21 protein-coding genes and 1 other RNA gene are annotated in these 24,599 nt (G+C 59.6%); 8 read left to right on the forward strand and 14 right to left on the reverse strand.

The genetic code is table 11. From position 1 onward, the window contains the following. The first annotated feature begins 52 nt into the window (after window positions 1-52). Window positions 53-865, forward strand: coding sequence for a posphoenolpyruvate synthetase regulatory kinase/phosphorylase PpsR (gene ppsR / locus ACTG27_RS08240; protein WP_064336694.1), 813 nt, complete (start codon window positions 53-55; stop codon window positions 863-865). A gap of 239 nt (window positions 866-1,104) precedes the next feature. On the opposite strand, the gene ACTG27_RS08245 is transcribed toward ppsR, so the two are convergent. Continuing rightward, on the reverse strand, window positions 1,105-1,401 hold the full coding sequence (locus tag ACTG27_RS08245) for a hypothetical protein (RefSeq protein ID WP_234915263.1): 297 nt from the start codon (window positions 1,399-1,401) through the stop codon (window positions 1,105-1,107). Between the two features lie 386 nt (window positions 1,402-1,787). Here ACTG27_RS08245 and ACTG27_RS08250 point away from each other — a divergent pair, with 386 nt between their 5' ends. Next, window positions 1,788-3,170, forward strand: coding sequence for an amino acid permease (locus ACTG27_RS08250; RefSeq protein ID WP_005352966.1), 1,383 nt, complete (start codon window positions 1,788-1,790; stop codon window positions 3,168-3,170). A gap of 88 nt (window positions 3,171-3,258) precedes the next feature. On the opposite strand, the gene ACTG27_RS08255 is transcribed toward ACTG27_RS08250, so the two are convergent. Beyond that, window positions 3,259-3,585 (reverse strand): ArsR/SmtB family transcription factor, encoded by a 327-nt coding sequence (locus tag ACTG27_RS08255; RefSeq protein WP_005344826.1) that lies wholly within the window; start codon window positions 3,583-3,585, stop codon window positions 3,259-3,261. A gap of 106 nt (window positions 3,586-3,691) precedes the next feature. Here ACTG27_RS08255 and ACTG27_RS08260 point away from each other — a divergent pair, with 106 nt between their 5' ends. After that, window positions 3,692-4,762, forward strand: a complete 1,071-nt coding sequence (locus ACTG27_RS08260; RefSeq protein ID WP_439979477.1) for a permease — start codon at window positions 3,692-3,694, stop codon at window positions 4,760-4,762. A gap of 125 nt (window positions 4,763-4,887) precedes the next feature. On the opposite strand, the gene ACTG27_RS08265 is transcribed toward ACTG27_RS08260, so the two are convergent. Then, window positions 4,888-5,598, reverse strand: coding sequence for an HAD family hydrolase (locus tag ACTG27_RS08265; protein ID WP_429068242.1), 711 nt, complete (start codon window positions 5,596-5,598; stop codon window positions 4,888-4,890). Between the two features lie 203 nt (window positions 5,599-5,801). On the opposite strand from ACTG27_RS08265, the gene ACTG27_RS08270 reads away from it, so the two are divergent. Further along, a complete protein-coding gene (locus tag ACTG27_RS08270; protein WP_416014244.1) occupies window positions 5,802-7,355 on the forward strand; it encodes a methyl-accepting chemotaxis protein in 1,554 nt (517 codons plus the stop codon). Window positions 7,356-7,446: 91 nt separating this feature from the next. Here ACTG27_RS08270 and gcvP read toward each other — a convergent pair whose 3' ends face one another. The 3 genes from gcvP to gcvT all read right to left on the reverse strand — a co-directional run bounded on the left by gcvP (window position 7,447) and on the right by gcvT (window position 12,193). After that, a complete protein-coding gene (gene gcvP / locus ACTG27_RS08275; protein ID WP_429068239.1) occupies window positions 7,447-10,323 on the reverse strand; it encodes an aminomethyl-transferring glycine dehydrogenase in 2,877 nt (958 codons plus the stop codon). Window positions 10,324-10,621: 298 nt separating this feature from the next. Beyond that, window positions 10,622-11,011 carry a glycine cleavage system protein GcvH gene (gene gcvH / locus ACTG27_RS08280; protein WP_042060204.1) on the reverse strand — a complete coding sequence of 130 codons (390 nt, stop codon included), beginning with the start codon at window positions 11,009-11,011 and terminating at the stop codon, window positions 10,622-10,624. An 84-nt stretch (window positions 11,012-11,095) separates the two neighbouring features. Continuing rightward, window positions 11,096-12,193 carry a glycine cleavage system aminomethyltransferase GcvT gene (gcvT, locus tag ACTG27_RS08285; protein WP_058056652.1) on the reverse strand — a complete coding sequence of 366 codons (1,098 nt, stop codon included), beginning with the start codon at window positions 12,191-12,193 and terminating at the stop codon, window positions 11,096-11,098. On the opposite strand from gcvT, the gene ACTG27_RS08290 reads away from it, so the two are divergent. After that, entirely contained in the window at window positions 12,170-12,397 is a 228-nt protein-coding gene (locus ACTG27_RS08290) for a hypothetical protein (RefSeq protein ID WP_021230880.1), read from the forward strand. The two genes, gcvT and ACTG27_RS08290, sit on opposite strands and share 24 nt — an antisense overlap. 212 nt (window positions 12,398-12,609) lie before the next feature. Here the strand turns inward: ACTG27_RS08290 and ACTG27_RS08295 are convergent, their stop codons facing one another. The 3 genes from ACTG27_RS08295 to ACTG27_RS08305 form a co-directional block, all read right to left on the reverse strand. Further along, complete coding sequence (locus tag ACTG27_RS08295) at window positions 12,610-13,878, reverse strand: FAD-dependent 2-octaprenylphenol hydroxylase (RefSeq protein WP_429068252.1); 1,269 nt, start codon at window positions 13,876-13,878, stop codon at window positions 12,610-12,612. 136 nt (window positions 13,879-14,014) lie between these two features. Next, window positions 14,015-15,238, reverse strand: coding sequence for a 2-octaprenyl-6-methoxyphenyl hydroxylase (gene ubiH, locus ACTG27_RS08300; protein WP_429078895.1), 1,224 nt, complete (start codon window positions 15,236-15,238; stop codon window positions 14,015-14,017). A 177-nt stretch (window positions 15,239-15,415) separates the two neighbouring features. Further along, window positions 15,416-15,985, reverse strand: a complete 570-nt coding sequence (locus ACTG27_RS08305) for a UPF0149 family protein (RefSeq protein ID WP_005333908.1) — start codon at window positions 15,983-15,985, stop codon at window positions 15,416-15,418. A gap of 173 nt (window positions 15,986-16,158) precedes the next feature. Here ACTG27_RS08305 and zapA point away from each other — a divergent pair, with 173 nt between their 5' ends. Both zapA and ssrS read left to right on the forward strand, forming a co-directional pair. After that, on the forward strand, window positions 16,159-16,491 hold the full coding sequence (zapA, locus tag ACTG27_RS08310) for a cell division protein ZapA (RefSeq protein ID WP_005333910.1): 333 nt from the start codon (window positions 16,159-16,161) through the stop codon (window positions 16,489-16,491). Window positions 16,492-16,507: 16 nt separating this feature from the next. Further along, window positions 16,508-16,689: non-coding RNA, 6S RNA (ssrS, locus tag ACTG27_RS08315), on the forward strand. Window positions 16,690-16,853: 164 nt separating this feature from the next. On the opposite strand, the gene ACTG27_RS08320 is transcribed toward ssrS, so the two are convergent. Together ACTG27_RS08320 and fdhD are read right to left on the reverse strand one after the other, a co-directional pair. Next, a complete protein-coding gene (locus ACTG27_RS08320) occupies window positions 16,854-19,145 on the reverse strand; it encodes an FdhF/YdeP family oxidoreductase (RefSeq protein WP_429218234.1) in 2,292 nt (763 codons plus the stop codon). Next, the gene (gene fdhD / locus ACTG27_RS08325) at window positions 19,132-19,929 is read right to left on the reverse strand and encodes a formate dehydrogenase accessory sulfurtransferase FdhD (RefSeq protein ID WP_429218236.1); all 798 of its coding nucleotides are present in this window, start codon (window positions 19,927-19,929) and stop codon (window positions 19,132-19,134) included. Before fdhD ends, ACTG27_RS08320 begins: the two co-directional genes overlap by 14 nt. 161 nt (window positions 19,930-20,090) lie before the next feature. Here fdhD and ACTG27_RS08330 point away from each other — a divergent pair, with 161 nt between their 5' ends. Continuing rightward, window positions 20,091-20,999: a LysR family transcriptional regulator gene (locus tag ACTG27_RS08330; protein WP_429218238.1), complete on the forward strand. Its 909-nt coding sequence runs from the start codon at window positions 20,091-20,093 to the stop codon at window positions 20,997-20,999. A gap of 82 nt (window positions 21,000-21,081) precedes the next feature. Here ACTG27_RS08330 and ACTG27_RS08335 read toward each other — a convergent pair. The 3 genes from ACTG27_RS08335 to ACTG27_RS08345 all read right to left on the reverse strand — a co-directional run bounded on the left by ACTG27_RS08335 (window position 21,082) and on the right by ACTG27_RS08345 (window position 24,531). Next, window positions 21,082-22,301, reverse strand: a protein-coding gene (locus ACTG27_RS08335) for an IS3 family transposase (protein WP_429218240.1) whose coding sequence is annotated in 2 segments (ribosomal slippage) — window positions 21,082-21,953 and window positions 21,953-22,301 — 1,221 coding nt in all. Because the reading frame shifts where the segments join, the coding sequence is not laid out codon by codon here. Between the two features lie 108 nt (window positions 22,302-22,409). Beyond that, complete coding sequence (emrD, locus tag ACTG27_RS08340; RefSeq protein ID WP_270693997.1) at window positions 22,410-23,606, reverse strand: multidrug efflux MFS transporter EmrD; 1,197 nt, start codon at window positions 23,604-23,606, stop codon at window positions 22,410-22,412. Window positions 23,607-23,868: 262 nt separating this feature from the next. Then, window positions 23,869-24,531: a glutathione S-transferase family protein gene (locus ACTG27_RS08345; RefSeq protein WP_439979478.1), complete on the reverse strand. Its 663-nt coding sequence runs from the start codon at window positions 24,529-24,531 to the stop codon at window positions 23,869-23,871. Between the last annotated feature and the right edge of the window lie 68 nt (window positions 24,532-24,599).

The following is a 24,599-nucleotide window of genomic DNA, read 5'->3' on the forward strand; positions in this document are numbered from 1 at the left end:
TTCTCACCCCTTACCCCATGCGACCCCACCCGCGGTATCACAGGAGCCCTACGTGCACACCGTATTTTATGTTTCAGACGGAACCGCCATCACTGCCGAAGTGTTCGGTCACGCGGTATTGAGCCAGTTTCCGCTGGCCTTCGAGCAGATCACTATCCCCTTTGTGGAGACACTGGAGAAAGCCCGTCAGGTACGGATGCGGATCGACGAGCAGTTTCGCCAGACCGGGGTACGCCCCATCCTGTTTCACACCATCGTCGACCCGCAGGTACGGGAAGAGGTACTGAAATCGGAAGCGTGCGGCCACGACTTTCTCAACACCTTCGTCAGCCCGCTGGAGCAGGAGCTGGGGGTCAAAGCCGAGCCCCGCCTCCACCGCACCCACGGCATGGAGAACCGCAAGCTCTATGACGATCGCATCGAGGCGGTCAACTTCGCACTGGCCAACGACGATGGCATCACCACCAAAGAGTACGATGAGGCGGACATCATCCTGATCGGGGTCTCCCGCTGCGGCAAGACCCCCACCAGCCTCTATCTGGCGCTGCAGTTCGGCATTCGCGCCGCCAACTACCCCTTTATCGAGCAGGACATGGGGATGCTGGAGCTGCCCGCCCCCCTCAAGGCCAACCGTCACAAGCTGTTTGGCCTCACCATAGCGCCGCAGCGGCTGCACGAGATCCGCAACCAGCGCCGCGCTAACAGCCGCTACTCCTCCATCGAACAGTGCGAGCAGGAGCTGGCCTGCGTGGAGAGGCTGTTTCGCCAGGAGGCGATCCGCTTCCTCGATACCAGCTCCCACTCGGTGGAGGAGATCAGCGCCAAGGTCCTCGAGGCGACCGGTCTGCGCCGCCAGCTCTGTTAAGCCAGCTTGACAGCTATCGGCATCAACAAAAGATAAAAATTACAGTGTCGCGGCGAAAGTCAGCTGTGGCGAACTGCAATTCACATCGATGACAGTGAAAAGCGTGGATAAAAAAGGGATAAGCACCACAAATGCTTATCCCTCTTCTTGTCGACCTTGGCGTTGTGCCCTTGTCACCCGCTGCCAGTTAGCCGCTATTCGATTCCGTTCTGCTGCGCTCGGCAAACAGCCAGCGTTCACTAACGATTGAGCTCAGGGTTGTTCATCAACCGGGCATAGAAGGCCAGCAAACCGTGGCGCAGGCGAACCCGCTCCGCCAACCAGCCGCCAACGAGCGCCCCCGTTACCCCACCCACCAGCAACAGCAGCTGCCAGTAGTGCAGCAACTCCTGATCACCGAGCGAGAGCCAGCCCAGCAGCATGGTGGCGGCCACCAGCAACAACAGCGGACTGGCAGCAATCCCTAACCAGAGCGCCACCAGCACACCCCGGGCAACCCCTTGTTGCAGCACGCTTTCGCGCTCTCTGTACTCCAACTCCCTGCACTCTTCCCTGTACTCTTGCTTGTTTGGCATCATTTGCATCCATTTGTGGCTTGGCACAACAAAAGCACACCAACAAGACAAAATGTCAACAAAACAGAATTCGATTGCACAAACATCAACCAAAAACTACCAAGAAGCCTCTTCAAATCATGAAAAAGCTGCCTTTGGTACAAAATACGGCCATTAGAGATGGAAAATAGGTGCATTCATGGCGGATTATCACTATTCTGCTTCGGTTGCCAGCCAACACTAAAAATTGAAAATGGCATGGCGTAACGAAATAAATACAGCTTTCGTCAGGTTTTGGCTACGCACTGCGGCCTGCTCAGGATGAGCCCAACACCAACCAGAGACAACAGAGACGTAAGGACAGACCCATGGATTTGAAACAAGACGGTGAGGAGCTGAAACGCGGCCTTAAAAACCGCCACATTCAGTTGATTGCTTTGGGCGGCGCCATCGGCACCGGCCTCTTTCTGGGCATTGCCCAAACCATCAAGATGGCAGGCCCCTCAGTCCTGCTGGGTTATGCCATCGGCGGCTTTATCGCCTTCCTGATCATGCGCCAGCTCGGTGAAATGGTGGTGGAAGAGCCGGTAGCCGGCTCCTTCAGCCACTTTGCCTACAAATACTGGGGTGAGTTTGCCGGTTTCGCGTCCGGCTGGAACTACTGGGTGCTCTACGTGCTGGTGAGCATGGCCGAGCTGACCGCGGTGGGCATCTATGTCCAGTACTGGTGGCCCGAGATCCCGACCTGGATGTCGGCCGCCTTCTTCTTCGTGCTGATCAACGCCATCAATCTCTCCAACGTCAAAGCGTTTGGCGAAATGGAGTTCTGGTTCGCCATCATCAAGGTGGTCGCCATCATCGGCATGATTGGCTTTGGCGGCTATCTGCTCCTCTCCGGTGCCGGCGGACCCGAGGCGAGCGTCACCAACCTGTGGGCTCAGGGCGGTTTCTTCCCCAACGGCATCAGCGGTCTGGTGATGGCGATGGCGGTGATCATGTTCTCCTTCGGCGGTCTGGAGCTGGTGGGCATTACCGCCGCCGAAGCGGACAACCCCGAGAAGAGCATTCCCAAGGCCACCAATCAGGTGATCTACCGCATCCTCATCTTCTACATCGGTGCTCTGGCTATCCTGATGTCCCTCTACCCTTGGGGTAAAGTGGTGGAAGGCGGCAGCCCGTTCGTGATGATTTTCCACGCTCTGGACAGCAATCTGGTCGCCACCGTACTCAACATCGTGGTGCTGACGGCGGCACTGTCGGTCTACAACAGCTGCGTCTACTGCAACAGCCGGATGCTGTTCGGTCTGGCCAAACAGGGCAACGGCCCGAAAGCCCTGCTCAAGACCAACAAGAGCGGCGTGCCACTGGTTGCCCTCTCGGTCTCGGCCATCGCCACCCTGCTCTGCGTGCTGATCAACTACCTGATGCCGGGCAAGGCGTTCGGCCTGCTGATGGCGCTGGTGGTCTCCGCACTGGTGATCAACTGGGCGATGATCAGCCTCGCGCACCTCAAGTTCCGCAAGGCCAAGGTCGCAGAAGGCGTCCAGCCCAAGTTCAAGGCGTTCTGGTATCCCTTCGGCAACTACCTCTGCCTCGCGTTCATGGCTGGTATCCTGGTGATCATGTACATGACCCCCGATTTCCGCATCTCAGTCGAACTGATCCCCGCCTGGCTGGTGGTACTGGGCATTGGCTTTGTCATCAAGCGCAAAGGACAAGCCCAAAGCAAGGTCGCAGCCAATCTGGGTTAATGCCCGCAGCTGAGAAAAACAATGCAAAACGCCGATCGCATGATCGGCGTTTTTTTATTGCGCGCAGCACTACTAGCAGCCATAGCCCTCAGGAAGGCAGCTCTTGCCTTTGATCTTGCCGATGCTCCGGGCTGTTGACGCAACACTCATCGCGGAAAAAGGCGATGATCTCCTCCAACACCGCGTATTGAGAGACGCAAAGCAGGGTGCGACTCTCCCGGTTTTGCTTCACCAGCCCCACCGAGACCAGCGCCGCGATATGGTGGCTGAGGGTGGAAGCGGGGATCGCCAGCTGCTTTTGCAGCTCACCCACCGGCAGCCCCTGCTCTCCCGCCTTGACCAGATGCTTGAAGATAAACAACCGGGTCGGATGACCCAGCTCTTTCAATGCCTTGGCGACCTCTTCCAGTTGCATCTCTGCGCCCTCCACGAATTTGATATTTCGATAATACCAGAAATATCTTGACCGGCCATTCATTTCGATTATTTTGGAAATATAGAAACCAAGTGAGGATACGACAATGAATGAGTGGTTAACCATGCTGACCGATGCAGCCCAGATGTTCCTGTTTCTGGCTGTCGAGCTGTCGGTGCTGTTTCTGGTCATTAGCGCCGGGGTCAGCCTGATCCGCCAGAAGCTCCCCGACAAGAAGATCCAGCGGATGCTGGGGGCGCGCCATGGCAAGGGCTATCTGCTCTCGGCCCTGCTCGGTGCCGTCACCCCCTTTTGCAGCTGCTCCACCATCCCCATGCTGAGAGGATTGCTCTCGGCCAAGGCTGGCTTTGGCCCCACCCTCACCTTCCTGTTTATCTCGCCACTGCTGAACCCCATCATCGTCGGCTTGATGTGGGCCACCTTTGGCTGGAAAGTGACCCTGCTCTACGCCGTGATCGCCGCCAGCGTCTCCGTCATGGCGAGCATGCTGCTCGACAGATTGGGGTTCGAGCGCCATGTCATCGACCCCAAAGAGGCCACCCCCTCTTGCGGTAGCGGCTGTGGCCCGGCAACCCGCGCCACCACTCAAGCACATTGCAGTGACAACCAACGCAGTGCCATTCGCGCAATCAAACCCCTCAACGGGGCAGCGTGCTGCCCGGCACCTCAACCAGAGATGGCAGAACAGGCCACCCTCTCCTGCTGCGGCGATGGCACGGCAACCCTTACCCGTGCACCACAGCTCCCCACCGCCTGGGTCAAAGCTCGCCTCGATGCCTGGCAGCAGTTCAAAGCGGTATTGCCCTTCCTGCTGCTGGGGGTGCTTATCGGCTCATTTATCTATGGCTTTATTCCGGCCGAGTGGATCGCCGCCCATGCTGGCGCCGACAACCCGCTGGCCATCCCCTTCAGCGCCATCGTCGGGATCCCGCTCTATATTCGTGCCGAGGCCGTGATCCCGCTGGCGTCGGTACTACTGGGTAAAGGGATGGGAATGGGCGCCGTCATGGCGCTGATCATCGGCAGTGCCGGTGCCAGCCTGACCGAGGTGATCCTGCTCAAATCGATGTTCAGAACCCCGATGATTACGGCCTTCCTTACCGTGATACTCGGCATGGCGATCCTGATGGGCTACCTGACACAACTGCTGTTTTAAGTTGCCCATCATTAAACAGACAGGGTGTTAAGCCAGCTGAGTGTGAAACCATCAGGCTTCCCATAGACAAACGCCGATCAACTGATCGGCGTTTGTCTATTCCGTACGGCAATCTGCAACCGGCGTTACAGATATTGCCCGACGATGGGGAGCAGATCCTCGACGTCACGGGCGATATGGTCGGGTTGGTGTTCCCAGCGCTCCGGGGTCGCGCGGCTATAGGCGACAGCCACCGAGATCACACGGCTCTGCTCGCCAAGCGCCCCTTGCAAATGACGGGCAAACTGCACATCCGCTTCATGGTCACCGATATAGATCAGCGACTGGCACCTAGCTGGGCCGAAGATAGACTCCAGACATTTGAGGCCACCGTAAGGATGGGGTTTTTGCTGCTGTCCGGGCACGTCATCATAGCCGACCACAGCCTTGAAGAGGCTGTTCACGCCATGCTGCTCCAGTACCCGGCGAATGTTCTTTTGGGAGTTCTGCGAACAAATTCCGTGGGGAATGGCAGAGAAATGGTCAATCACCGCCTCCAGCCCCGCAAAAAAACGCACCTCGGTCCGGTTCATCTCCTGATGCTTGGCCCACAGACTGCCAGCCAGCACCATCTCGTCCCGCGACAAACCGTAGTAATCCATATAGAGCGCCTGCCAGTTTTTGGCGGCGTGATTGGCATGGTGATACTCCGCTTCGCTGCGCAGATAGCGCGGCAGATACTCTCCGGTCAGATGGGGGGCGACCTCAGCCAGGATCTGCTTGGTGATATCGATATTCTTCGGCACCGAATTGACCAGAGTACCGTCATAATCCCATAAAATCGCATCCAACTTCATTGCGTTACCTGTCTCGCTTCACAGCCATAAGTCACGCCATGTTACTTGGCTTGCCTCCCCTCGCCAAACCGCGCTGTAAAAATGTGAGACCCATCCCGTCCCCACGCAGTAGCACAAGAGTTAATGTGCAACAACACAATAAATGAACATCCTCTGCCATACTCAAACGAAGTATTCCGTTACGCCGAAACCGGAGCCTGATCATGGTAACCAGCTCGCTTCACACCACAGATACCGAGGTTGAATTTGCCGACGATATCCAGTTGGTATCGACGACCGATCTCAAAGGGGACATCACCTACGCCAATCCGGCGTTTTGTCAGGTGGCAGGCTATCGCCTGGAAGAGATGTTGGGACAGCATCACAATCTGGTGCGCCACCCCGACATGCCCAAGGCAGCGTTTGCCGATCTCTGGGCCCACCTACAGGCGGGTAAACCATGGCGAGGCATGGTAAAAAACCGCTGCAAGGATGGTCGCTATTATTGGGTTGATGCCTATGTCACCCCGATTTATGAAGATGGCAAGATGGTGGGTTACCAATCCGTCCGCTGCCGTCCCGCCGCAGAGCACAAAGCGCGTGCCAGCCAGATGTACAAAACCCTTAAAGCCCGTGAAACCGGCTCTGCCATTCACATGGGCCTGCGTCAACTCACGCCAGCCATGATGACCATCCCCCTGCTGCTCGTCAGCGTGATCAGCGCGCTCTGGCTGATCTCACCGCTGCAGGCGCTCTGGGTCATCATACCCCTCTTGGCAATAATCTGGTTCAATCGCCACCCTCTCTTCCTCACGCCGCGATTCTTGCAGCAGCTCGAGCAGGATTACGACAGCATCAGCCGCCTTATCTTCTCGGGGGATGCCCCCCACAGCATCGCCGATTTCCATATCAAGCTCGGGCAAGCGAAGATCCGTACCGTACTCGGCCGGGTGGATGACACCACCGCGTCGCTCAATGCCATGGCCAATGACCTGCGCGGCTCCGCCTCGCTGGCCAGCCAGGATATCTCTTCGCAAGACACGCAGATCCAGCAGATTGCCACCGCCGTCACCCAGATGGCCTCGGCCGCCGAGGAGATCAACCGCAATATTCAAGACAGCAACAGCCAGATCGAAGAGGCCCGCCGCCACTGCATCACCACCAGCACCCAGCTTTCGGAAGCGGGAGAAGAGATGTCGGCGCTGGCCACCCAGGCGGAGCAAGCCTTCCAGTCAGCTGTCGAGCTGGCGAGCGAATCCGAGCGGATCGGCACCATCATGAGCGAAATTCGCGGCATTGCGGATCAAACCAACCTGCTGGCGCTCAATGCCTCCATCGAAGCCGCACGGGCAGGCGATCAGGGCCGCGGCTTTGCAGTGGTGGCGGACGAGGTTCGCAGCCTGTCGACCAGAACCCACAAGGCGACAGAGCAGATCCAGAACAGCATTGGCCATATCCAGCAAACCCTGGGGGGATGGAAAGAGATGATGCATCTCAATGTGACCAGAACCAACGCCTGCCTCGCCACCACCCGGGCAAGCACCGGCAATCTGAATCAGGTTGTGGTCGAGATAGACAAGGTCTCTGATTTTTCCAACCAGATCACCGCCGCGGCCACCGAGCAACAAGCGGTCATCGAGGAGATCAGTCGCAATATCAACCAGATATCCTCGCTCTCTCACGATAACAGCCTCAAAATCGATCAGGTGAGTGAAACCAGTGCCAACTTGCAGAGCAAAGCGAGCCAGCTCAAGGACTTAAGCCGGACATTCGGATAGCAGCATGCAGATAAAGTCCATGTAAACGAAGGGCCACCCGTCTGGGTGGCCCTGTTGTTTATACGGCTTAACTGTTGCTCCTAGACGCCACTTACTTGGCGTAATCCTCAGTCGGGATACAGGCACAGAACAGGTTGCGATCGCCGTAAACGTCGTCGATGCGGTTCACAGAGGGCCACAACTTGGCGGCGCGCACGGCGTCGGACGGGAACACCGCCTCGGCGCGGCTGTAGCCACGGGACCACTCTGCATCCATCACGTCATCCTGGGTGTGCGGCGCATGGACCAGCGGGTTGTCGGCGAGGCTCCACTGCCCCTCCTGCACCTTGGCAATCTCGGCGCGGATGGACGTCATCGCCTCGACGAAGCGATCCAGCTCGCGCTTGGATTCCGACTCGGTCGGCTCGACCATCAGGGTGCCCGCTACCGGGAAGCTCATGGTCGGTGCGTGGAAGCCGTAGTCCATCAGCCGCTTGGCCACGTCCATCTCGCTGATGCCGGAAGCCTCCTTGAGCGGACGGATATCCAGAATGCACTCGTGGGCCACCCGACCGTTGCGGCCTGAGTAGAGCACCGGGAAGGATTCACCCAGCTTCTTGGCCAGATAGTTGGCGTTGAGGATGGCGACCTGAGTGGATTTCTTCAGCCCCTCGTCACCCAGCATGGCGATATACATCCAGCTGATGGGCAGGATGCTGGCCGAGCCGAACGGTGCAGCCGACACGGCGCCGTTGTCACGACTCTCCTTGTCGGTCTTGACCACGGCGTGACCAGCCACGAACGGTGCCAGATGCTTCTTCACACCGATGGGGCCCATGCCCGGGCCGCCACCGCCGTGAGGAATGGCAAAGGTCTTGTGCAGGTTGAGGTGAGAGACGTCCGCCCCGATAAAGCCCGGTGCCGTCAATCCAACTTGCGCGTTCATGTTGGCGCCGTCCAGATAGACCTGACCACCGTGCTGGTGAACGATGTCGCACACCTCCTTGATGGTCTCCTCGTACACCCCGTGGGTGGAGGGGTAGGTCACCATCAGACAGGAGAGCTGATCCCCCGCCTCGGCGGCCTTGGCGCGCAAGTCGTCGAGATCCACGTTGCCGGACTTGTCACAGGCGGTGACGATCACCTTGAGCCCCGCCATCTGGGCTGAGGCCGGGTTGGTGCCGTGGGCAGAAGCCGGAATGAGGCAAATGTCGCGATGCCCCTCGCCGCGGGATTCGTGGTACTTCTTGATGGCCAAGAGACCGGCGTACTCGCCCTGCGCCCCGGAGTTGGGCTGCATGCAGACCGCATCGTAACCGGTCACCTTTACCAGCCAGTTTTCGAGGTCGGCCAGCAGCAACTGGTAGCCCTTGGCCTGCGCCAGCGGGGCGAACGGGTGTAACTTGCCAAACTCGGGCCAGGTCACCGGGATCATCTCGGCGGTGGCGTTGAGCTTCATGGTGCAGGAGCCGAGCGAAATCATGGCGTAGTTGAGCGCCAGATCTTTGGCTTCGAGACGGTGGATATAACGCAGCATCTCGGTCTCGGAGTGGTACTTGTTGAACACCTCGTGGGTCAGCACGGCGTCGGTGCGCAGCAGATCCTGCGGGATAGCGTGATGGGTCTGAGCCGCCTTGTCGAGGGCCTCGATATCCAGTCCATGACTTTGGCCGAGGAAGAGATCGAACAGCTCGGCCACATCAGCGCGGGTGGTGGTTTCAGACAGCGACACCCCTACCGCACCATCTAGGTCTGCACGCAGGTTGATGCCGAGCCCCTCGGCCTTGGCAATGAGTGCTGCTTTATCTGCCGTCAGCACGGTCAGGGTATCGAACCAGCTGGCGTGCTTGAGGGCAACACCCTTGGCCTTGAGGCCGAGCGCCAGAATGGTGGTGAGACGGTGCACGCGGGAGGCGATGGTTTTCAGCCCCACCGGACCGTGGTAGACGGCGTAGAAGCTCGCCATATTGGCCAGCAGCACCTGAGCGGTACAGATGTTGGAGTTGGCCTTCTCACGGCGGATATGCTGCTCGCGGGTCTGCATCGCCATACGCAGCGCGGCTTTGCCGCGGGCATCTTTGGAGACACCGATGATGCGGCCCGGCATGGAACGCTTGTAGGCATCGCGGGTGGCGAAGAAGGCGGCGTGGGGGCCACCGTAACCCATGGGCACGCCAAAGCGCTGGGCGGAGCCCAACACCACGTCGGCACCCAGTTCGCCCGGGGATTTGAGCAGCAGCAGGGAGAGCAGATCGGCGCTGACACAGGCCAGCCCTTTCTGGGCCTGTACCGCGGCAATCAGAGCGCGCAGATCTTTCACCTCACCTGTGGTGGTGGGGTACTGGAACAGGGCACCGAACACCTCTTCGCTCACCGCATCGCTCGCGGCGCCAACCGCCACGTCGAAACCGAAGTGAACCGCGCGCTCCTTGACCACATCGATCACCTGAGGGTGCACGTCATCGGCCACGAAGAAGAGGTTGGATTTGGACTTGGCCATCCGCTTGGCCAGCGCCATCGCCTCGGCGGCGGCGGTCGCTTCATCCAGCAGGGAGGCACTGGCCAGATCCATGCCGGTGAGATCCAGCGTCAGCTGCTGGAAGTTGAGCAGGGCTTCGAGACGGCCCTGCGCCAGCTCGGGCTGGTACGGGGTGTAAGCGGTATACCAGCCCGGGTTTTCCAGCACGTTGCGCAAAATGACGTGGGGCACATGGGTATCGTGATAACCCATGCCGATATAGCTCTTGGCAATCTTGTTCTGAGCAGCATAGCCCCTGAGCTTGGCCAGCGCTTCCACTTCGGTCATGCCGGCACCGATCCCCAGCGGGCCCGGCAGGCGAATGGCGGCGGGCACGGTCTGTTCAATCAAATCGTCCAGGCTTTCGGCCCCGACGGTCGCCAGCAGCTGGCGCAGCTCTTCCTCGCCCGGGCCAATATGGCGGCGGACAAAATCGGTTTTTTGCTCGAGTTCAAACAGTGACTGGGTCATTTCCCTATTTCCTGATAAATAAGTCCTGGCATGACATCCTGATAACCAAGACCTGATGTTCCTGATCGTCGGTTGATACCGACGCCACTCATGTTCTGGGTCCCGCAGACAGGGTGCGGCACCGGATGCTGCGGCAGCATCGAGAGGGGATCGCCTTGTTGCGAACCGGCCTGTTTACCCCTAGCCTCCTAGGCTGGCAAACGGCAGGCGCGGACGACTTCACCCTTCCACCGACCGGTGCTTGCCCGGCTGGCGGTCATACAAAGGGGCCCTGCTGTGTTGGCAGGGCCCGGGGGCATTACTCTTCGTCCACCACATTCTGGTAGCCTTCGGCATCCAGCAGGTTGGCCAGCTCGCTCTCGTCATCGAGCTTGATGCGGAACAGCCAGCCAGCGCTGTAGGGGTCGGAGTTGACCAGTTCGGGGCTCCCTTCCAGCTCGTCGTTGACGGCGATGATCTCGCCGCTCACCGGGCTGTAGATGTCGGAGGCCGCCTTGACCGACTCGGCCACGGCGCAGTCGTCACCGGCACTGACCTGCTTACCCACTTCCGGCAGCTCGACAAACACCATGTCACCCAGCAGCTCCTGGGCGTGTTCGGTGATACCGACCACGGCCTCGCCGTTGGCTTCAACACGGATCCACTCGTGGGAAGTGGCATATTTCAGTTCGCTCGGGATATGGCTCATTTGTGCTTCCTTTGATCTTTGAGTCGCGTTTAAAAACGAATATGAAAAGGGATGGGGGAGGCACTGCCCTCCCCCAAGACGGTATTAAACCAGCTTCTGGCCGTTACGGACGAAAGCGGGCTTGGTGACCTTCACGGTGACCAGCTTCTTGCGGATCTCCACCTCGGCCAGCTCACCGATATCGCGGGGCACCCGCGCCAGGGCAATACTGTAGCCCAGGGTGGGGGAGAAAGAGCCGGAGGTGATCACACCTTCCCGCTTCTCACCGTTTGCCGCGGTGAAGGTGACCGGCATACCGGCACGCAGCACCCCTTTCTCTTCCATCACCAGACCCACCAGCTTGGGCTGGTTGCCCGCCGCTTTCTGCGCTTCCAGCACGTCACGGCCGATGAAGTTGCGATCGCTCGGCTCCCAGGCGATGGTCCAGGCCATGTTGGCGGCGAGTGGAGAGATTGACTCGTCCATATCCTGACCGTAGAGGTTCATCCCCGCCTCGAGGCGCAGGGTATCGCGGGCACCGAGGCCGCACGGGGCGACGCCGTTATCCAGCAGCGCTTGCCACAGCTCGCAGGCTTTCTCTTGCGGCACCACGATTTCATAACCATCTTCGCCGGTGTAGCCGGTAGTGGCGATAAAGAGATCGCCAGCCTGCACGCCGAAGAAGGGTTTCATCCCCACCACGGCGGTACGCTGAGCGGCGCTCAGCACAGCAGCAGCCTTGACCTTGGCGTTGGGGCCCTGCACCGCAATCATCGCAAGCTCGGGACGCTCGGTCACTGTGATGTCGAAATCGATGGCGTGATGGCGGATCCAGGCCAGATCCTTCTCGCGGGTAGCGGAGTTGACCACCAGCCGGTAGAAGGTATCGGTCAGGTAATAGGTGATGAGGTCATCGATCACGCCGCCTTCCGGATTGAGCATGCCGCTGTAGAGGGCCTTGCCGGGGGCAGTGAGTTTGGCCACGTCGTTGGCCAGCAGGTGTTGCAGAAAGGCTTTGACCCGTTCGCCGGTCAAATCGACGATGGTCATGTGGGAGACATCGAACATACCGGCATCGCTGCGCACCGCGTGGTGCTCTTCCAGCTGGGAGCCGTAGTTGATGGGCATTTCCCAACCGTGGAAGTCCACCATCTTGGCGCCGGCTTCCAGGTGTTTGGGATGCAGTACAGTAGTCTGGATCATCGCATTCTTTCCTTAGCAAAAAGCCTTTTCGCTTTGGCGACCACCCTTGCGACCCGCGCCACCGCTCTGACTGCAATACGTACAGCAAAAAGCGACCGGATCCAAAAGTGTGTGCTCGCTCCTGCCCTTGCCAGGCAAGAGGGATTCCTTGAACGGAGCGGATTATATGACAAGCAGGCGAGCGTGCCGCTCAAAAAAAACTAATCCCCTCCCGTAAAACTGACTCCAGACACTAAGATAAATGCAGTGATAAAAACAGCCATAAGCCGACTCAGGCGAGATTAAATTTTGATTTTTACCGTTTCGTCACAATTTGCAGAAAAACGTTTCGCTCCAGAGCAAAATTAAAGGCTGACACCCAAAACGGGTCATCAGCCTTGTCGGATTACTTTTGTTGTCAAAAACGGCGAGTAATATTAGTTTTTTTCACCCTTGGCCTGCATGGCACTGCCCTTGGTCGCAGCAACAGTCCAGTCAGGCCGGGCCAATGCGGGCAACTCGCCCTCCAGCCCCATGGCGGCGCGGATCACCCCCTCCTTGAACGGAGTCAGCAGGTTGGCCGCGCGCAATCCCACGCCCCGCACCAGCTTCTTGAGCGGGTTGGCCCCGCTGAACAGCCGCTTGAGCCCTTCCATCGCAGCCAGCATGCGAGCCGCTTCGCTCTTGCGCCAGCGCTCGTAGCTACGCAGGTTGGCAAGCAGGCCGATATCCTCACCCGCGGCATGATTTTGCAAGATCTGCTCCGCCAGCGCGGCAGCATCCAGCAGGCCAAGGTTGACCCCCTGCCCCGCCAGCGGGTGGATGGTGTGGGCGGCATCTCCCACCAGCACCAGCCGCTCGCGGGCAAAGTCGCGGGCATAGCGGGCGGTAAGAGGAATCGCGCTGCGCGGCCCCTCCACCTTGCACAGACCGAGCCGGGCATCGAAGGCGGCGGTAAGCTGGCGATTGAACTGCTCGTCATCGCAGGTGCAGAGCGCCTCGGCGCGGGCCGCAGGCAGTGACCAGACGATGGAGCAGAGGTTCTCCTGCCACAGCGGCAAAAAGGCGAGCGGGCCATCCGGGGTGAAGATCTGGCGTGCCACCGCCTCATGGGGTTCGGCGCAGCGCACCGTCGCCACCAGCGCGTGGTGGCCATAATCCCAGCTGGTAAGCGGGATATCAGCCTGACGGCGCACCCAGGAGTGGGCGCCATCGGCAGCCACCACCAGTTTGGCCGAGATGGCCTGACCATCTTCAAGGAGCAGCAGGGCGCCCGCCGGGCCGCTCTGCAGGCTCTTGGCTCTGGCAGGGGTCAGCAACTGGATATTGCTGGCACCTTCAATCGCCTCAAACAGCGCCTGCTGGATCACCCGATTCTCGACGATGTGGCCGAGGTTGGCCTGACGCAGGCTGGCGGCATCGAAGTCGATATGGCCAAAACTGTCCTGCTCCCACACCGCCATCTTGTCGTAGGCCTGCAAGCGGCGCGCTTCAATGCCGTCCCAGGCGCCAACATGACGCAGGATCTGCTGGCTGGCCAGACTCAGGGCGCTGACCCGGTTATCGGCCACCTCCCCCAGCTGCGGATCGGGCAATTGCCCCTCCACCACCAGCACCTTGAGGGCGCTATGTTTCAGGGCCGCAGCGAGCCCCAGCCCCACCATGCCGCCACCGACAATCACCACATCCACATTTTGCATCTGCATCATCTCATCCTTTCAGGGCTGACCGGCTGGCCAGCGAGGGGACACCCGCAGGCATCACCTCTTTATTCAATAGGTTTTGATCAACGAATGGCGGTCACCATCTTCCGGTCAACAGGTTCCACTCAACAAGTGCTGGCTAGTTGCCGCACACATCGGCGACAAAACCCAGGGTGCGCGAGGCAAGCGGCGCCTTGAGGCACGGGAATCGCCCCATCAGGGTGAGCGCCAGATTGCGCCCCGCCACCAGCGGATCGTGACCATTGGAGAAGAGCTGGGCCAGCGAAGAGGTGAGCCAGACGGTCTGCTCCTGATCCTGCTTGCGCTGCTGCCAGTAGCCACTCAGTACCTTGAAGCTGCCGATATCCTCCCCCTCTGCCAACGCCTTGGCTACGGCGCCGGTAAGCAGGTCGAGATCCCGCATCCCGAGGTTGAAGCCCTGTCCGGCAATCGGGTGCAGGGCGTGGGCGGCATTACCGACCAGCACGGTGCGCTGGGCCAGCGGGTAGTCGCAGGCGGTCAGAATGAGCGGATAGACGTTACGCACGCCGCATCGCTCGAAGCGACCAAGCCGCCAGCCAAAGGCCTGCTGCAGACGGGCAAGAAACGCCGCCTCATCGAGGGCCGTCAGCTCATCCACCTCATGCTGCCCGACGCTCCACACCAGCGAGGAGAGCCCCTCCTGCATCGGCAACAGGGCCAGCGGCCCCCCTTCGGTAAAACGCTCGAAGGCGCGTCCCTCAGGGTCTTGCGCCGTTTTGACCGTGGCGATGATGGCGTGTTGCTCAAAGTCGTGGCGGGTCACCGGCAACTTGAAGTGCTGACGCACAAAGGAGTTGCCGCCGTCTGCCGCCACCAGCAGGCGGGTCTCAATCTGTTCACCGCTCTCGAGGGTGAGGGCCACCTTCTCCTCATCGGGCGCAATCTCGCTCACCCGGGCCGGACAACAGACCCGGATATTGGGAGAGGCCGCCATCGCCCGTTGCAGCTCCTTGCCAGCGGATGCAAGCTCGATCACCTGGCCCAGCGCGGGCAGACCGTATTCGGCAGCCGACAGGCGAGCCTGACCGAAGTGGCCCCGATCCGAGACATGGATCTGGGCAATGGGGGCGCAATGGGGGGCAAACAGCGGCCAGAGTCCGCGTCGCAACAGCGCATCACAGGTACCGGCCGAAAGCGCAATGGCGCGGGCGTCGAACCCTGAATGGGTGTGCTGTTCGGGGACGCTTGCCTCCAGCAGCAGGATCTCGAGGGGGGAGCCATCGGATCTAAGCAGGGCTGCCAGCGAGAGGGCCAGCACGGCGCCGCTCATTCCACCGCCGACCAGGGTGACATCGACCTGTCGCACATCAGATTGAGACATAAGCAGAGAGGAAGAAGTGAAAAAGGTGGCCTCATGCTATCACAAAGCCGCTGGCCGAATGCGAGGTCACCGGCAAAAAACCGGTTGCGCCTCACAGGGTTAGCCACCACAAGGAAATAAAAAAGAGCGCCATCAGGCGCTCTTGCAGATTCAGTAAGGGTCTCGTTGACCCGCCCCTCAATGAAGGGTCGGCGGCGCGCTCGGGGTATCGGGGCGCTTGCCAAACTCTTCGAAGGCCATCATGACACCCAGTTTGACGTGTTCGTAGAGCACCAGGAAAGAGGCTTCGTTCTCGTCATCTTCCTGATCGAACTCGGCGGAGACCTGAGTGATGCTGGCGATATCCTGGATCATCTCCTGCAGCTCTTCCGAGGCACGCGACAACTCCTGCTGCACCACGCCGAAACCGGCCAGAAACGCCTGTGACCAGTCCACCAGCGAATCGATGCGCTCGTCGAGGGGAGCATCATCACTTGGCAGCAGCAGCTCGACGCCCTTCTGGGCCATCAGGCTCTCGACCACATTGTGATAAAGATCGGTCATCACCTGGCGCACCGGGGCCGGCAGGCCGAAACCGTCGTTCACCAGATCGTTGAAATGGGGCAGCCAACTCTTGTCGTCCAGTGCCACACCGCCGCACACCAGACCGCAGATCACACCATGGGCCTCTACTGCGCTGGCCATCAGCTCATGTTGTTCCATGATGTCGGCCACTGCCGCATATTTAAGGGGGTTCGTTTTGCTCATCGAGGATCCGCTCAAAGTTCAGTCAAATTTGCAGAATTAATGGTCAGGATCCTAGCATTCTCCCTCTTGCAGAGCCAGCAAGGCCTTGAAACTTATGCATCTGCGCTATATAGTCCCGCCCAGTTGTCCACGTGGATAAAGGCGGAAATCAGCTCCGCCGTATTGAGGAAGGCATGAGCACAGAGGCCGTAGAAATCGTCATTTTGGGACGTCCCTACAAGGTATCCTGTCCCTTGGGACAGCAGGATGCCCTGCGCCAGGCCGCCGAGCAGCTGACCGACAAGTTGATCGACCTGCGTCAACGCTCCAAAGTCTCCAGCAACGAGCAATTGGCTATCATGGCGGCGCTCAATTTCTGTCATGAGCTCTGCCTTGAAAAAGAGAAGAACCACCAATACTCTGAGACCATGGACAAGCGGATCAAGATGCTGCAGCGCACCATCGAAGCGGCTCTGATCGAGCACGGACAATATGGTGATTCCAGCGAAGAGGGGCAACAGCCCTAATCGCAAACCGTTTTAAAATTCCCTGGGATGTTTGTCAGCCGGTTCAAGTCCCCGAGCCGATATTCATACCAAACAGGGGATCTGCCTTCTGGCTATTGCGCATGCTCGGCACGACCGAGAAGCCTGCGGTCAGATCCGATCCCCGCCTTGAACCGACGGTTCAAGGGCCCAAACCGGCAACGGCATCTCGGGGTACCAACAGCAAAAGCCCGTCACCAGCGTGACGGGCTTTTTCTTTGCCTGATGATCAACGAACCCTACCCCTTTCAGAGCTGAAAAATGCCCCGGATGAAAAACTCACTCGGGGCATCACCGCATTCACTGTGCAGGCTGTGTTAACGCAGCCAGTCGCGTTAACGCTTTTATTTGACCAGCAACAGATTCTCTGACTGGCGGGAGGCCGTCACCAGCACCGGGATCGACTTGGAGGTCGGGGTAAACGACCCGGCCCCGATACTGTCGATGGGCACCAGCGGATTGGTCTCCGGGTAATAAGCCGCGATGTTGCCCTGCGGAATGTCATAGATCACCACGCTAAAGCCGTTCACGATACGCTCGCGCCCATCGTTGCAGATGGCCGCCATATCGACCTTGTCCCCTTCGGCAAAACCGAGGCGACGGGCATCCGCTTCGTTCATGAACACCACGTTGCGCTGGCCCTTGATGCCGCGATAACGGTCATCCATGCCATAGATGGTGGTGTTGTACTGATCGTGAGAGCGCAGGCTCTGCAACAGCAGGACTGGCTGATCGCTCATCTGTTCGGCAAGGCGGGTACACTCCGGCAGCACAGAGCGCGGCAGGGTGCTGGCACGAAACTCGGCGCTGCCGCTGGGGGTATTCCACGTCAGTTGCGCGGCTGAGTTATCGAGATGAAAACCGCACGGCTGCTGGATGCGAGCATTGAAATCGGCAAAACCGGCGATGGTCTGCTCGATAAGATCACGGATACGGGCATAGTCATCGCGCAGAGCCAACCAGTCGACCCGCTCGCTGCCCACGGTGGCGTGAGCCATCCGCGCCACAATATCAGTCTCCGAGAGGCAGAGCGGCGATACCGGCTCGGCCGCCCCGGTTGAGGCGTGCACCATGCTGAAGGTGTCTTCCACCGTGATCTTCTGGTTGCCAGTGCGCTGGATATCGAGCTCGGTACGGCCAAGGCAGGGCAGGATCAGCGCAGCCTTGCCCACCTGCAGATGGCTGCGGTTGAGCTTGGTGCTGATCTGCACGTTGAGCTCGGCCTTTTTCATCGCCCCGTAAGTGAAGTCGGTGTCGGGCGCAGCCGCCGCCAAGTTGCCGCCCAAGCAGACGAGCACCTTGCTCTTGCCTTCGTGCAGCGCCTTGAGCGCCTCGTAAACATTGTGACCACAGGCCCGCGGCAGGCTCACCTGCAGGTGACGCTCGAGCCGCTCGATAAAGGCAGCGGTCGGCTTTTCGTTGATACCCATGGTGCGGTTGCCCTGCACATTGCTGTGGCCCCGCACCGGGCAGAGCCCAGCCCCCGGCTTGCCAATCTGGCCGCACATCAGGTGCAGGTTGACTATTTCGCGAATAGTATCGACCGAGTGCAGATGCTGGGTCACCCCCATGGCCCAGCAACTGATGATGCGCTGGCTTGCGGCAAATACCCGGGCCGCCTGCACGATCTCGGCGCGAGTCAGGCCGGATTGCTGCTCGATCGCCGCCCAGTCGGTGGCACGCACCTGCGCCTCGTACTCGGCAAAGTGGTGGGTGTGGCGGGCGATGAAATCGCGCTCCACCGCCTCTGGCGCCTCTTCCAGGATGTACTTGGCCATGCCGCGGATGGCGGCCATGTCGCCACCCAGTTTCGGCGTCAGGTATTGGTGGCTGATGGTGGTGGCCGCCGGGGTCAGCAGTTCAAGCGGGCTCTGCGGGCTGGCGAAGCGCTCCAGCGCCACCTCTTTCAAGTTGTTGAAGCTGATGATCTTGCAGCCGCCACGCGCCGCCTGACGCAGGGCATTCATCATGCGCGGGTGGTTGGTACCCGGATTCTGGCCATAGACAAACACCGCATCGGCCTGGTCGAAGTCATCCAGCACCACAGTGCCCTTGCCGATGCCGACCGACTGGATCAGCGCTACCCCGCTCGCCTCATGGCACATGTTGGAGCAGTCGGGGAAGTTGTTGGTGCCAAACAGGCGACCAAACAGCTGATAGAGGTAGGAAGCTTCGTTGCTGGCACGCCCCGAGGTGTAAAACTCCACCTCGTCCGGGCTATTCAGTCCCTTGAGGGTGTCGGCAATCAGGGAGAAGGCGTCGTCCCAGCTCACAGGCTCATAGTGATCGGTCGCCGGGTTGTAGCGCATCGGCTCGGTCAGCCGCCCCTGATACTCGAGCCAGTAGTCGCTCTGGGTGGCCAGCTGGCGCACCGAGTGGGCCGCGAAAAACTCGGCCCCCACCGTCTTGCCGGTGGATTCCCACGCTACCGCTTTGGCGCCGTTTTCACAAAACTGGAAGGTACCGTGGTCGTTGTCACCCCAGGCGCAACCCGGGCAGTCGAAGCCGTCGGTCTGGTTGACCCGCAGCAGATTCTTGATGTTCTGACGGGTCTTCTGGCTGCGCAGCACCTGTTTCATGGTGGATTGCAGGGACGAAAAACCGCCGGCTTTGGCGGGCTTTTCAATATGACTCATGGCACTCTCCGATGGGATCCGCCGGGCGATAGCTCGAATAGCTGACCGGGGCATCAAACTTGGGAATATGAACGACGTTGAGGTTGTATTTGAGGGCCAGCCTGATCGCCAACTGGCTGGGCGATGCCAGACAGATGAGATGACGGGTACCGAAGCGGGCGGCTTTTTGCACCAGCTCGCTGCCGCAGCGGCTGGTCACCACCAGGGTGTCGCACGCACTGTGTTGACGCAGCAGCAGGCCGATCAGCTTGTCGAGGGCATTGTGGCGCCCGATATCTTCCCGGCAGTGCAGGATCCTCCCCTCGGCATCCAGCGCCAGCGCCGCATGCAGGGCGCCGTGTTGCTGTCCCTTGAGCTGCCACTGGGCGATCTGAGCACGCAGCCCTGCCAGCAAGGCCCCATCCAGTGGCGGCGTCAGCGGCAACACCGGCAATGCGGGCAGCGCCTGCTCCACCGCCGCTACGCCGCAGATGCCGCAACCGGTCACCCCGGTCAGCCGACGCTTGTTCTCAGCCAAAGCAGCCAGGGAACGGTTAGCAATGGTCACATCCAGCACAATACCCTGTTCGGCTGGCGCGACCTGGATGTCGTGGACTTCGTGGTTATGCCGGATGATCCCCTCGCCAAACAGAAAGCCGACGGCAAAGTCGTCGAGATCGTCCGGGGTCGCCATCATCACCGCATGATTGATGCCATTGATGTTGATGGCGACGGCCACCTCTTCCACCAGATGACCCAGTGACGGCAAGTTGGCGGGGGTTGCGACGGGAGAATGGGCAGGCATGCAGGTTGGCCTAAAAATGCAAACTGCATTCAAGTTTAGAGAGGCGACTGACGCAAAACCAATGAAATAAATCTATATCCTGATAGAGTTGTTCTATCGAAGATGTTTTTTCAATTGATTAATTCTTCAATAGCCGGTTCCACTGCCTCCACTACAACCAGATGAACATCAAGCAACTTCACTACTTTCACGAGCTGGCCAAACACCGGCATTTTGCCAAAGCGGCCAAAGCCTGCCACATCACCCAACCGACCCTCTCGGCCAGCATTACCGCGCTGGAAAAGAGTGTCGGCACCGATCTGGTGGTACGCACCAGCCAGTTTGTCGCCCTGACCGAGGCCGGCGAGCTGGTACGCCAGTATGCCGAACGGATGTTGCTGGAACAGGAGGCGCTCAAGCAGGAGCTGGCCCTGTTCCAGGGCGAACTCTCCGGCACCCTGCGCATCGGCATCGTGCCCCAGTCCAATCTCGACATCATGCCGTTTATCGCCCGCTGTAAGCAGCGCTATCCCGACATCGTCATTCGTCTGTCGGTGCTCAGCAACGAAGCCCTGCTATCACAGCTGGAGCTGCATCAGTGCGATATCGGACTGGGATTTGATGAACCCGCCGGCGGCGCTGGCCGGCGCGCCTTTCATGTCTACCCGCAAGGCGCCAACCAGATGGCGGTGCTGATGAACCGTGACGAAGCGGATCAGTACCCGCACAGCTTCGACATTGCGCTTGCTGAACTGCAGCAACAGCCGCTGGTGCTGCCCAGCCGTACCATGCAATTTCGTCAGTATCTGGATCGCGCCGCCGAGCAGGGAGGAAACTCGCTCAACGTGATACTCGAGACCGATTCGTTGTTCCATCTGGTCAGCGCCGTACGCCACCGGCTGGGCTGGGCCATCGTCAGCGCCGGCCTCGCCCGCTCAGCCAGCAAACTCTCGGACCTCGTTTGCCTGCCACTCGCTCCGCTGGAGAATATCGGCCATACCGCCTTTCTGACCCGCCAGCAGAGCATCACCCCCGCCATGCGCGCCTTTCTTGAACTGGTGGCTGAAGGTGAACCGGCAAACGCGCCTTGACGCAGGCCGAGCAATAGACCGCATTAGGTTCTGTGTCTAGTCCTGAAATAGGTTTACACATTTTCAACTAGCATTTCTCTACTCAGAACCCCCTATGTACCGCATCGGGGGTTCTGTATTTCAACGCATGATGCGGCCGCTCCACGTTGTAAATATCCACCGCTTCACGCACCATTTCCCGCGCTTGCGTCAAATCCTGCGGGCTTTGCAACAATAACTCTCCTTTCAAAATCCCGTTCACCCGCTCCGCCAACGCATTCTGGTAACAGTCATACCCATCCGTCATCGAGCATTTCACTCCGTACCGTTCATGTAATGACTGATACAGCCCCGAGCAATACTGCACGCCGCGGTCAGAGTGATGGATGAGTTCACCGCCGCCACGTCGTTGCTTCAGGGCTTTCTTGAACGCCATCGCCACCGATTCGGCGTGCATCCCTTCGTGCACGTGATGGCCCACTATCTTGCGTGAGTACGCATCCGTCACCAGGCTCAGGTACAGCGGTCCGCTCCTGGCTGGCAGATAGGTGATATCTGCGACCCAGACCTGCTCCGGGGCCACCGGCGTGACCTGCTCTGGCCCCGACTTGAGCAAGTTGGGATGACGGTAGAAACGGTGAAAACTGTGGGTGGTCTTGTGATACGCCCGTTTAGGCTGCACCAGCAAGCGGTGCTCGGCCAATATCCGAAACAGCCTGTCCCGCCCGACCTTGAGCCCGCCATCATCCTGACCCAGCAGCAGATAATGCAGCTTGCGAGTGCCCACCCGAGGTTGTCGCAGTCGAACCTGACGCACGAAGCGCACCACCTGTAGCCCTTGTGCATGGCGCTCGTCGGCGACCCGATTGCGCTTGTAGTAAGCCTGCCGGCTTATCCCCAGAAACAGGCAAGCCCTGACAATGGTCAGCCTTTCGACTTGCCGCTGCGAGAGGACTTGCCGGGTCGCTTTTTTACGATGGAGACGCCGTAGTCATTCTTCAGTACATCGACGACCGCCTCAAAGAACTGGGCTTTCTGACTCATCAGCGCCAGCTGCTGCTCGAGTTCCTTGATGCGCTGTTCGGGCGTCCGGTTGTCGGGGTCAGGCATGGTGATGCTCCTGCCGGCACGCACAGAAGCCCCCTGGCTCCAATCTTGCCGACCATGTTTACGCAACCATACCAGAACGGTGGAGCGGCCCTGAATGCCATAACGCACCTGAGCCTGTTTGTAGGTGAGCTCGCCTTTTTCAATTTGCTCGACCAGTGCCAGTTTAAAAGTCAGCGAGTAATCGCGCTGTGTCCGTTTCACACCTTGTCCCATCGGGTTCTCCATTTATTGGGGGGGAAAGGTGTAAACCATATTCAGGACGGGACACTGGCAAAGAAAAAGCCCGCCAGAAGGCGGGCTTTCAGAGAGCAAGCGCGGGCATCAAATCGCCATCTGCTCGTGAGGCGAGCCGTGGTGGCGCAGCCAGACAAAGCTCAGCGCCACGATCAGCACCATCAGGGTCATGATGGCCCCCAGGGTCACCTGTCCAGTCATCGGGAAACCGGCGGCCAGCAGGGTCACCACGCCCGCCCCCAGATTCTGCATCCCGCCGAGAATGGCCCCCGCGGTGCCGGCCTGACCCGGGAAGGGCTCGATGGCACAGGAAGTGGCGGTCGGGTAGAGAATGCCGCTACCGATGAAGTAGACGGCCGCGCCCCCAACCAGCGAGGCAGCACTCACCACACCGAACAGCCCCGGCACCAGAATGATCAGCGATCCCAGCGCCAGAAAGGCGATACCCAGACGCATCAGCTTGCCCTGGCTCAGGCGAAAGCTCAGCTTGGCAGAGAGCCAGGCACCGAACAGATAGCCGGGCAACGGCAACACGAACAGCACGCTCACGGTACGGGCGCTCAGTTGCAGCACATCACCGAGCAATACACCGGCCGCCGCTTCAAACACCGCCAAACCGGCAAAGGTCGCCATCAGGCAGAGCAGGTTGCCCTGAAAGCGCGGGTTGCCCAGCACGTGGCGATAGGCAGCACCGACGCGCAGCGGCTGACGGGCAGCAACGGGCAGGGTCTCGCCAAACCAGGCCAGAATGGCCAGGGTCGCCACGGCGCCAAAGCCGAACAGGAACCAGTAACCGGCGCGCCAGTTGAACAGCTCGGTCAACCAGCCACCCAGCACAGGCGCCAGCAGCGGGGAGAAGATCACCCCCATGCTCACCAGACTGTTGGCGCGGTTGAGCTCGGCGCCGTTGTAGCGATCGCGCATCACGGTGCGGCTCATGGCGCCACCGGCACCGGTCCCCAGCCCTTGAATAAAGCTGCCCACCAGCAAGGCGGTGAAGTGCGGGATGAGCTGGATGGTCAGAGTGCCCACCAGAAACACCATCATGCCGACGATCAGCACCGGGCGACGGCCGATACGATCCGACAGCGGCCCGTAGACAAACTGGGAGAGGCCATAGGGGATCAGGTAACAGGCCATTACTGCCTGCAACTGGCCCGAGGCCACATTGAAGTCCCCCGCCATCATCGGAATGGAGGGAACATACAGGGTCTGGGTCATCTGGCCCACAGCGACCATCAGAATGGTCAATAAAAACAACGGATAAAAACTGTGCCGATCCATATCAGTCCCAAAAAATCGAAAAAATGCTGCCGCCCCTCTGGCACAAAATAGCCCAGAGGAATCCGATCACAGATGCTGTGATGCAATCAAAAACAGTGTTGGAAACAGTAGGCGGGGAGCCCGCCAGACCACCGCACAGGACGCTTGGTGGTATGGGGGCATCATAGTGACTCAGCTCACAAAAAACGAACGAATCTTTATAATCAGCTTGCCCTAGTTTTTCTAATATTACGGGGCAAAGCGCCCCGTCGGTAGTTAAAAATCAACGCGTTACCATCTGCTGCGCCTGCTTGATCAGCTCATCGGGCTGCTCCTTGCGCGGCGGTATGGTGATCCCCTTCTGGCAAGCAGGCTTCTCTGCCATCCGATCCATCCAGGCTTGCAGATGGGGTAACCCCTCGATGGAGATGCCGCTCCAGTCATAAATCCGCACCCAGGGCCAGGTGGCGATGTCGGCGATGCTGTACTCATCCGCCAGATATTCATGGTGGGCCAGATGGCTGTCGAGCACCTCGAACAGACGGCGCCCCTCTTTCTGATAACGCTCGATGGCCGCGGGGATCTTCTCGGGGAAGTAGCGGTAGAAGACGTTGGCCTGCCCCATCATAGGCCCTACCCCGCCCATCTGGAACATCAGCCACTGGATGGCCTGAGAGCGGCGTTTGGGGTCGGCGGGCAGCAACTTACCTGCTTTCTCCGCCAGATAGATGAGGATGGCCCCCGACTCGAACACGGCGAAATCGTCGTTATCCCGATCGACAATCGCCGGAATGCGGCCATTGGGGTTGATGGCGAGAAACGCGGGCTGTTTCTGATCCAGCGCCGACAAATCGAGGGGAATGACCCGATAGGGCAAACCCAGCTCTTCGAGGGCGATTGCCACCTTGAAACCATTGGGGGTCGCGGCGGTGTAAAAGTCGATCATGATTCACTCCTTGTTGGTCATAGCCGGATAGTTCGAATCGGAATAGTACGACTCGAAATACTAGGGGT

The sequence above is a fragment of the Aeromonas sp. 97A genome (assembly GCF_051919185.1).
Classification (GTDB): Bacteria; Pseudomonadota; Gammaproteobacteria; order Enterobacterales; family Aeromonadaceae; genus Aeromonas; species Aeromonas veronii.